Below are 7,605 nucleotides of genomic sequence, written 5' to 3'. Positions count from 1 at the left end.
CCTCCCGACCGGGGGAAGGCGCCGCGTGGCGTTTCGGCCGGCGTTCTCTCGGGTCGCCTGACCGCTGACCGAACCAGTTGACCAGGTCGTTTGACATTCCCTCAGACGCGTTCCACCATCATTCCACTAACTAATTAGTGAAAGGGTGGTGAAGCGGATGGTCGAGTACCGCATCGACCGGCGCAGTGGCATCGCCACCTATCTGCAGATCGTCCAGCAGACCAAACAGGCGCTCCGCCTCGGACTGCTGGAGCCCGGGGACCGGCTGCCCACGGCCAAGGAGGTCGTCGCGGCCACCGCCATCAACCCCAACACCGTCCTGAAGGCATACCGCGAGCTGGAGCGCGAAGGGCTGGTCGAGCCCCGGCCGGGCCTCGGCACCTTCGTCCGCCGGTCGCTGGCCCGGCCCGGCGCCGCCGCGGACTCACCGCTGCGCGCGGAGCTCGCCGACTGGACCGACCGGGCCCGCGCCGCCGGGCTCGACCGCGAGGACGTGACGGCGCTGGTGGCCTCGGTCCTCGAAGAGCGCTTCGGCAAGACCGCCGCCCCCGGCGAGCGTGGACACGAGGAGAACGGGTGACCGACGAGATCGACGCGTCCGGCGCGCTGGAGGCGTCCGGGCTGGGCAAGAAGTACCGACGCGGCTGGGCCCTGAGAGATGTCGCCTTCCGGCTGCCCGCCGGGCGGATCTGCGCCCTGGTGGGCCCCAACGGCTCCGGCAAGAGCACCCTGCTGTCCCTCGCCGCCGGGCTGCTGACCCCGACCACCGGCACCCTGCGGGTCTTCGGCCGGCCCGCCTCCGACCCCGGCATCCGCGAGCGCATCGCCTTCGTCGCCCAGGACAAGCCGCTCTACCCGCGCTTCTCCGTGGCAGACACCCTGCGCCTGGGCCGGGAGCTCAACCCCCGCTGGGACCAGAAGGCCGCCGAACAGGTGGTGGCGGAGGCCGATGTGCCGCTGTCCGCCCGGGTCGGCTCGCTCTCCGGCGGCCAGCGCACCTGTGTGGCCCTCGCCCTCGCCCTCGGCAAGCGCGCCGATCTGCTGCTCCTGGACGAGCCGATGGCCGATCAGGACCCGCTGCGCCGCCGCCGGATGATGGGCGCCCTGATGGCCGAGGCCGCCGAGCGCGGCACCGGCGTGGTCATCTCCACCCATGTGCTCGCCGAACTCGACGGCGTCTGCGACTACCTGCTGCTGATGGGCGGCGGCCGGATCCGCCTGGCGGGCGAGACGGACACCATCCAGGCCGCCCACCGCCTGGTCACCGGCCCGAGCGCGACCGGCGGCGGAACACCGGAGGCGCTCGCCCGCCACACCGTGGTCGAGACCCGTACGACGGGCCGTCAGCTCACCGCGCTGATACGCCCGGAGGGCACCCCGGCCGGGGACGGCTGGATCGTCACCGAACCCTCCCTCGAGGACGTCCTGCTCGGCTATCTGGGTGCTCCCGACGCCCCGCCGATGTTCACGGCCGAAGCGCGCGCGACCGTTACGGAGGTGGGGGCATGAGCTCGATCGGCATACGGCTCCGGGCACCCGGCGCACGGCTGCGCGCCCGAGGACTGATGTGGCTGGTGACGCGCCAGCACCGGGCCGCCCTGTGGGCGGGCCTGGCCGTGGTCGTGGCGATCGCCGCGTACATCGTCTGGCAGCGCGCCGGGATGGTCGGCTATGCGCGGGCGCACGACGTCCAGGGCTGCGCGGACTGGAGCTGGAAGCGGCTCTGCCGCGGCAGGGAGATCAGTCCCGACACGGGAACCACCCCGATGGCCGAGGCGCTCGGCCATCTCGGCGACACCTACCGCACACCGCTGCTCAACACCGGACGGCTGCTCATCGCGCTGCCCGTGCTGATCGGCGTCTTCATCGGCGCGCCGCTGTTCGCCCGGGAGCTGGAGACGGGCACCCACCAGATGGTGTGGACCCAGTCCGTCGGCAGGACCCGTTGGCTCATCGCCAAGCTCGCGCTCCCGCTCGTCGCCGTCACGGCCGGCGCCGCGGTCCTCGCGGCCCTCTACACCTGGTGGTGGCGGGTGGCCCGGGTCCCGTTCCAGGACATCGCCTGGGGCACCGCCGTACCGTTCGACGCGACCGGCCCGGCGGCGGTCGCCCTCGCCCCGCTGTCCTTCCTCCTCGGCGCGGCGGCCGGGCTGCTGCTGCGGCGCACCCTGCCCGCCATGGTGGTCACTCTGGGGGCCACCGCCGGTGTCCAGTACGGGCTGGGCGCCCTGCGCCCCCATCTGATGACGCCGCGGACGATCCTCGCCGAGGCCGACGCCTCCGGCGAATACACAACCACCCCCCTTCAGGTCCTCTTCAACTCGTGGCGTGGCATGGGCGACGGCTATCTGACCCGGTCCGGGGAGAAGATCCCCCTGGAGCGCTGCTCGTCCGCCGTCAGTTCGGACGCCTGGGACCGCTGCTTCGCCCGGCTCGGCGCAACCGATAGGTGGTACGAGGAGCTGCACCCGGCGAGCCACTACTGGCCCATGCAGTGGATACAGGCCGGGATCTGCCTGGCCGTGGCCGTCGCGCTCGCCGCGTTCTGCCTGTGGTGGATCGGCCGCAGGCGGGCCTGACCCGCGCCCCTCCCCGCCACGGCGCCCACGGCAACACCTTCCGCTCCGATCGGAGTTCCCCCACCCATGGCCGTCTCGCCTGCCCTCGACACCGCCGGGGCCGCCCCACGCACCCGCCCGGCGCCCCCGGAGCCCCCGGCGTCCCGCCGCCCGGGGCGCGCCGGGCGGGCCGCGGTCTGGCTCGTCCCGGCCGGGCTGGCGCTGGCGCTCGGGCTGTGGGGGATCCGCCGCGGGAACAGCATATGGCGGGACGAGTCGACGACGTATCAGGTCGCCCACCGGAGCGTCGGTGAGATCCTGCACCTGCTCGGCGACGCCGATGTGGTGCACGGCCTCTACTACCTGTTCATGCACGGTGTGTTCGCCCTCTGGGACGGCGGTCTTGTCGCCCTCCGGCTGCCCTCGGTGCTGGCCATGGCCGCCGCGGCCGCCGGTATCGGACTGCTCGGGCAGCGGCTCGCTGGGCCCCGCGCCGGACTCGCCGCCGGGCTGGTCTTCCCGCTGTTCCCGGCGGTGCAGCGGTACGCACAGGAGGGGCGGTCCTACGCCCTGGTCTGCGCCGCCGTCGTCGCGGCCACGCATCTGCTGCTGAGCGCCGTGACCAGGCCCCGCAAGCGGACCTGGGCCGGATACGCCGCCGTCGCGGCGCTGGCCTGTCTGCTGCACGAGTTCGCGATCCTGGCCGTCGCCGCACACGGCGTCGCGCTGTACCGGGCCCGGGTGGGCGCGCGCTTCGGCTGGGCGTGGGGGCAGTCGGCCTCCGTGGTGGCCCTGGTGCTGGCGCCGCTGGTGATCGTCAGTCAGCAGCAGGCGGCGCTGGTCGGCTGGATCTCCCCGCCGGGCCCGCTCGAACTGCTCGGCTTCGGCGTAATCGCCCTGGCGGGCCTCGTCTGCGCCCGGGGACCGCTGCCCGCGCACGGGCCCGTCCCGCTGCGCGACCTCGCGCTCGCGCTGCTGATCCTGCCCCCGGCCGCGCTGCTGGCGGTGTCGTATCTCCATCCGCTCTACGTCGACCGGTATGTGCTCTACGCCTACGCCGGTCTCGCGCTGCTGATCGGGGCCCGGCTGGACGCGCTGTCGCGCACCGCCGCCGTCCCCCGCGCTCTGGCCGGAGGGCTGGCGGTGGCCACCGCGGCGGCCCTGCTGCCGTACTCCCTCCAGCTGCGGACCCCGCAGAGCCGGCTCGACGACCCCCTCGCGGCCGCACGCTCCGTACGGGAGCTGAGCCGACCCGGCGACGGGGTGCTCTTCCTGCCCGCCCGGCGCCGGGAACCGATCATGTCCAGCCCGGCGGACTTCCGGGGCCTGCGGGAGCTGGCGCTGGCCCGGCCCGCGATCCCCTCGGGCACGCTGCACGGCATCGAGCTGCCCGCACCGCTGATCAGGGCCCGGATGCTGACGGCCGGGCGGATCGTGACGGTGAACGACCCGCCCCGCCGGCCGCTGGACGACACCCCTCAGGAGCGGGTGAAACGGGAGGTGCTCGCGGAACACTTCCACCGATGCGCCGTCAGGGACGTCACCGGGATGCGGATCGTGCTCTACGGGCGCGCGGGGAAGTGCTGAACGCTGCCGGGCGTGGTCAGCCCTCGTTCTCCACCAGCCGGGCCGGGAAGCCGCCCGTGGCGACCGGGCCCCAGCGCTCGGGGGTGACCCGGATCAGCGACTTGCCCTGCTTGCGCATGGCCTCGCGGTACTCGTCCCAGTCCGGGTGCTCGCCCGCGATATTGCGGTAGTACTCGACCAGCGGCTCGACGGACTCCGGGGTGTCGATCACCTCGGCGGTGCCGTCGATCTGTACCCACGGGCCGTTCCATTCGTCGGACAGCACGACGAGGCTCACGGCGGGGTCGCGCTTGGCGTTGCGCACCTTGGCGCGCTCGGGGTAGGTGGACATGACGATCCGGCCGGAGTCGTCGACTCCGCAGGTCAGCGGGGATGCCTGGGGCGAGCCATCCGTCCGGCGGGTCATCAGCAGCGCACGGTGGCGCGGGCGTACGAACTCCAGCAGCTCGTCGAGGCCGACTTGGGTGTTGGTGGCGATGGAGGGGCTCATGCAGGCGAGCGTACGACGTCGAGCGCACCCAAGGCCGTATGGCCACGGCCCGGCCCGGCGTCACGTGTCGCACTCCAGCACCGTACGGCACAGCCCGCAGCGGGCCCGCAGCCGCCCGCGCACCGGCACCCGGATGCGCTGACGGCAGGTCGGACAGGGGAAGGAGACGCTCAGCGGAGGGCCGGGGTCGAAGGCGTAGTCGCCTCCGGTGGGGGAGGGCTGGCCGGACTGGGCCGACCGGCGGTCCTTGGCGTAGCGGCGGCGGCCGGTCCAGCCGGCGGCGGTGAGCGGCGGCCGGGCCTGCTCGCGGCGGGCCAGCTCCAGCCCCTTGGTGTACGCCTCGTACGCCTGCGGAGAGGTGAACCAGGGGGAGGGGTCCTCAGCGAAGAGCAGCGCCCGCATGGCCAGGACGTAGCCGAACTCCTCCGGCGTCAGATAGCCCAGTTTCTGGCTGGAAACCGAGTCCTGGCGGTAGGCGTCGAGCAGCAACCAGCCCGTGCCGAGATAGGCGGCGGTGGTGTCGGTGAGGATTTCGTTGTCGCGTGTGCCGGGGAACGACAGGTCCAGGCGGTGCAGATACACATGCGTGACCTCGTGGGCCAGGGCCGCGCCGATGTCCCTGCGGTGGGTCTTGAAGCGGGAGTTGAGCTCGATGAAGTACTCCGGGCCCGCGGCCAGCTCCACGTTTCCCGCGTGCCGCATCTCCCGGAAGCTCACGATCATCCGGGCGTCGGGCAGCCGCAGATGCTGCACCATGACCCGGGCCACCCGCTGTACGCCCAGGTAGAGGTCGTCCTGGTCGGCGAAGGCCACATCGCCGGGGACCACGCTGAGTCCGAAGGTGTCCACCGTGTCGCGGGACAGGCGGTGGTAGAGCGCGGTGATCGCGGCCCGGACGGTGTCCAGGTGGGGATAGCCGTGCTCGATGTCGCTGCCCGGTGCCGCCACGCCGTCACCCCGTGCCCGTCGCCAGCCGTGCGCCCTGTCTCACATCAACCTTACGGTCGTTCGGCGGGGCAGTGGGTAGGCCGCGCTGGCTGGAAACCGACCCTTGTCACCCCGTTCACCCGGTCCACATAATCACAGGGCGTTTTACCGGCTCATCCACGGGATTTCGGAGAGGTTTCCGGATTTTTGTCACGCGGCGGAGCCGCGAATGTGCTTGGCATGAGCCTGACATGCCTCGAAGAACCCCCCACGAAAGGACAGTCCGTTGCGGAACACGCTGAAGCACATCAAGAGAGCCTCGGCCCTCGGCGCGGTCGCCCTCGCCGCCTTCAGCCTCACCCCCGGCAGCGCCAACGCCCAGCCCACCGGCCCCGAGCCGAGCCCCTCCGTGGTCGGCGGCACCCGCGCCGCGCAGGGCGAATTCCCCTTCATGGTCCGGCTCTCCATGGGCTGTGGCGGCGCCCTCTACACCCAGGACATAGTCCTCACCGCCGCCCACTGTGTGGACGGCTCCGGCGCCAACACCTCCATCACGGCCACCGCGGGCGTCGTGGACCTCCAGAGCTCGAGCGCCATCAAGGTCAAGTCCACCCGGGTGCTCCAGGCCCCCGGCTACAACGGCACCGGCAAGGACTGGGCGCTCATCAAGCTCGCCAAGCCGATCAACCAGCCCACCCTGAAGATCGCCGAGACCACGGCGTACAACAAGGGCGACTTCACCGTGGCCGGCTGGGGCGCCGCGGTCGAGGGCGGCGGCCAGCAGCGCTACCTGCTGAAGGCCAGCGTGCCGTTCGTCGACGACGCCACCTGCAAGGCCGCCTACGACGAGCTCGTCACCGGCGAGGAGATCTGCGCCGGGAAGATGGCCGAGGGCGGCGTGGACACCTGCCAGGGCGACTCCGGCGGCCCCATGTTCCGCAAGGACGACAGCGGCCAGTGGATCCAGGTCGGCATCGTCAGCTGGGGCGAGGGCTGCGCACGGCCCGGTAAGCCCGGCGTCTACACCGAGGTGAGCACCTTCGCCAAGGACATCAAGGCGGGCGCGACCCAGCTCGGCGGCTGACCCCTCCTCAGCATCGCCTTCGACGGGAACTGACCGGGGCCCGGCCACCGTGCCGGCCCCGGTCAGCCGTATGAGCTCCGGTACGCGCTCCATCCGCGTCGCCGTCAGCTCGGTTCCGTCTGTCCGTAGCAGATGCAGAACGGGTGCCCGGCCGGATCGTTGAAGACCCGGAACCCCGAACGCTCCCCGCCGCTGTCGTGCAGGAACGTCGCCCCGAGCTCGATCAGCTCCCACTGCGCCCGCTCCGCGTCCGCGCGCGTCTCCACGTCGAAGTCCAGATGGATCTGCTGCGGATGGGCCGGGTCCGGCCAGCGCGGCGGCTGGTGGTCCGGCGCCAGCTGGAAGGCCAGCTTACGGCCGTCCTCGGCCGTCAGGGTCGCCCACTCGGGATCGCCGTCGTCCACCCGCCAGCCCAGGATCTTGCCGTAGAAGGCGGCCAGCGCGGCGGGGTCGGGACAGTCGATGACGGTGCACTGAAGCGTCGCGATCATGTGCGGACCCTAGCCCGGAACGGCCCCCTCCGGAGCGGGCCCGCAGGCGAAAGCCGAGCCGGAAGCCATGCGGCAGGGGCTCCGCCCCTGAACCCCGGGGCCCCACCACGCGGCGGAGCCGCGTATCGATGCCGCTGCGGGGGGCGGAGCTCCGGTCCGGGGTCTGGGGTGGAGCCCTGCTGTGCGGCGGAGCCGCGTATTGATGCCGCTGGGGGGCGGAGCTCTGGTCGGGGGTCTGGGGTGGAGCCTTGCCATGGGGCGGGGCCGCGTATGCATTGCCGCTGGGGGGCGGAGCCCCGGTCCGGGGTCTGGGGCCGGGCCCCACCACGCGGCGGAGCCGCGTATCGATGCCGCTGCGGGGGGCAGGGCCCCAGTCCGGGGTCTGGGGTGGAGCCCTGCTGTGCGGCGGAGCCGCGTATTGATGCCGCTGGGGGGCGGAGCTCTGGTCGGGGGTCTGGGGTGGAGCCT

Annotated in this window: 8 protein-coding genes; 5 read left to right on the top strand and 3 right to left on the bottom strand. The window is 72.6% G+C overall.

The genetic code is table 11. From position 1 onward, the window contains the following. Window positions 1-157: 157 nt before the first annotated feature. The 4 genes from ACFXB5_RS43110 to ACFXB5_RS43095 all read left to right on the top strand — a co-directional run bounded on the left by ACFXB5_RS43110 (window position 158) and on the right by ACFXB5_RS43095 (window position 4,145). Window positions 158-580: a GntR family transcriptional regulator gene (locus ACFXB5_RS43110; RefSeq protein ID WP_099013411.1), complete on the top strand. Its 423-nt coding sequence runs from the start codon at window positions 158-160 to the stop codon at window positions 578-580. Continuing rightward, window positions 577-1,509: an ABC transporter ATP-binding protein gene (locus ACFXB5_RS43105; protein ID WP_385219094.1), complete on the top strand. Its 933-nt coding sequence runs from the start codon at window positions 577-579 to the stop codon at window positions 1,507-1,509. Before ACFXB5_RS43110 ends, ACFXB5_RS43105 begins: the two co-directional genes overlap by 4 nt. Continuing rightward, window positions 1,506-2,579, top strand: a complete 1,074-nt coding sequence (locus ACFXB5_RS43100; protein WP_385219092.1) for a translation initiation factor IF-2 — start codon at window positions 1,506-1,508, stop codon at window positions 2,577-2,579. The genes ACFXB5_RS43105 and ACFXB5_RS43100 overlap by 4 nt, the downstream gene beginning before the upstream one ends. A gap of 66 nt (window positions 2,580-2,645) precedes the next feature. After that, window positions 2,646-4,145, top strand: coding sequence for a glycosyltransferase family 39 protein (locus ACFXB5_RS43095; protein WP_385219090.1), 1,500 nt, complete (start codon window positions 2,646-2,648; stop codon window positions 4,143-4,145). Between the two features lie 16 nt (window positions 4,146-4,161). On the opposite strand, the gene ACFXB5_RS43090 is transcribed toward ACFXB5_RS43095, so the two are convergent. Together ACFXB5_RS43090 and ACFXB5_RS43085 are read right to left on the bottom strand one after the other, a co-directional pair. Then, the gene (locus ACFXB5_RS43090) at window positions 4,162-4,635 is read right to left on the bottom strand and encodes a PPOX class F420-dependent oxidoreductase (protein WP_086883360.1); all 474 of its coding nucleotides are present in this window, start codon (window positions 4,633-4,635) and stop codon (window positions 4,162-4,164) included. A 60-nt stretch (window positions 4,636-4,695) separates the two neighbouring features. Further along, window positions 4,696-5,583, bottom strand: coding sequence for a hypothetical protein (locus ACFXB5_RS43085; RefSeq protein WP_385219088.1), 888 nt, complete (start codon window positions 5,581-5,583; stop codon window positions 4,696-4,698). A 265-nt stretch (window positions 5,584-5,848) separates the two neighbouring features. On the opposite strand from ACFXB5_RS43085, the gene ACFXB5_RS43080 reads away from it, so the two are divergent. Continuing rightward, on the top strand, window positions 5,849-6,646 hold the full coding sequence (locus ACFXB5_RS43080) for a S1 family peptidase (protein ID WP_385219086.1): 798 nt from the start codon (window positions 5,849-5,851) through the stop codon (window positions 6,644-6,646). 104 nt (window positions 6,647-6,750) lie between these two features. Here the strand turns inward: ACFXB5_RS43080 and ACFXB5_RS43075 are convergent, their stop codons facing one another. After that, window positions 6,751-7,137: a VOC family protein gene (locus ACFXB5_RS43075; protein ID WP_385219084.1), complete on the bottom strand. Its 387-nt coding sequence runs from the start codon at window positions 7,135-7,137 to the stop codon at window positions 6,751-6,753. Window positions 7,138-7,605 lie beyond the last annotated feature (468 nt).

This window comes from Streptomyces sp. NPDC059455 (assembly GCF_042750115.1).
Lineage (GTDB): Bacteria > Actinomycetota > Actinomycetes > Streptomycetales > Streptomycetaceae > Streptomyces > Streptomyces endocoffeicus.
The sequence above is the reverse complement of the archived record's forward strand: the minus strand, read 5'-3'. Positions and strand labels throughout refer to the sequence as shown.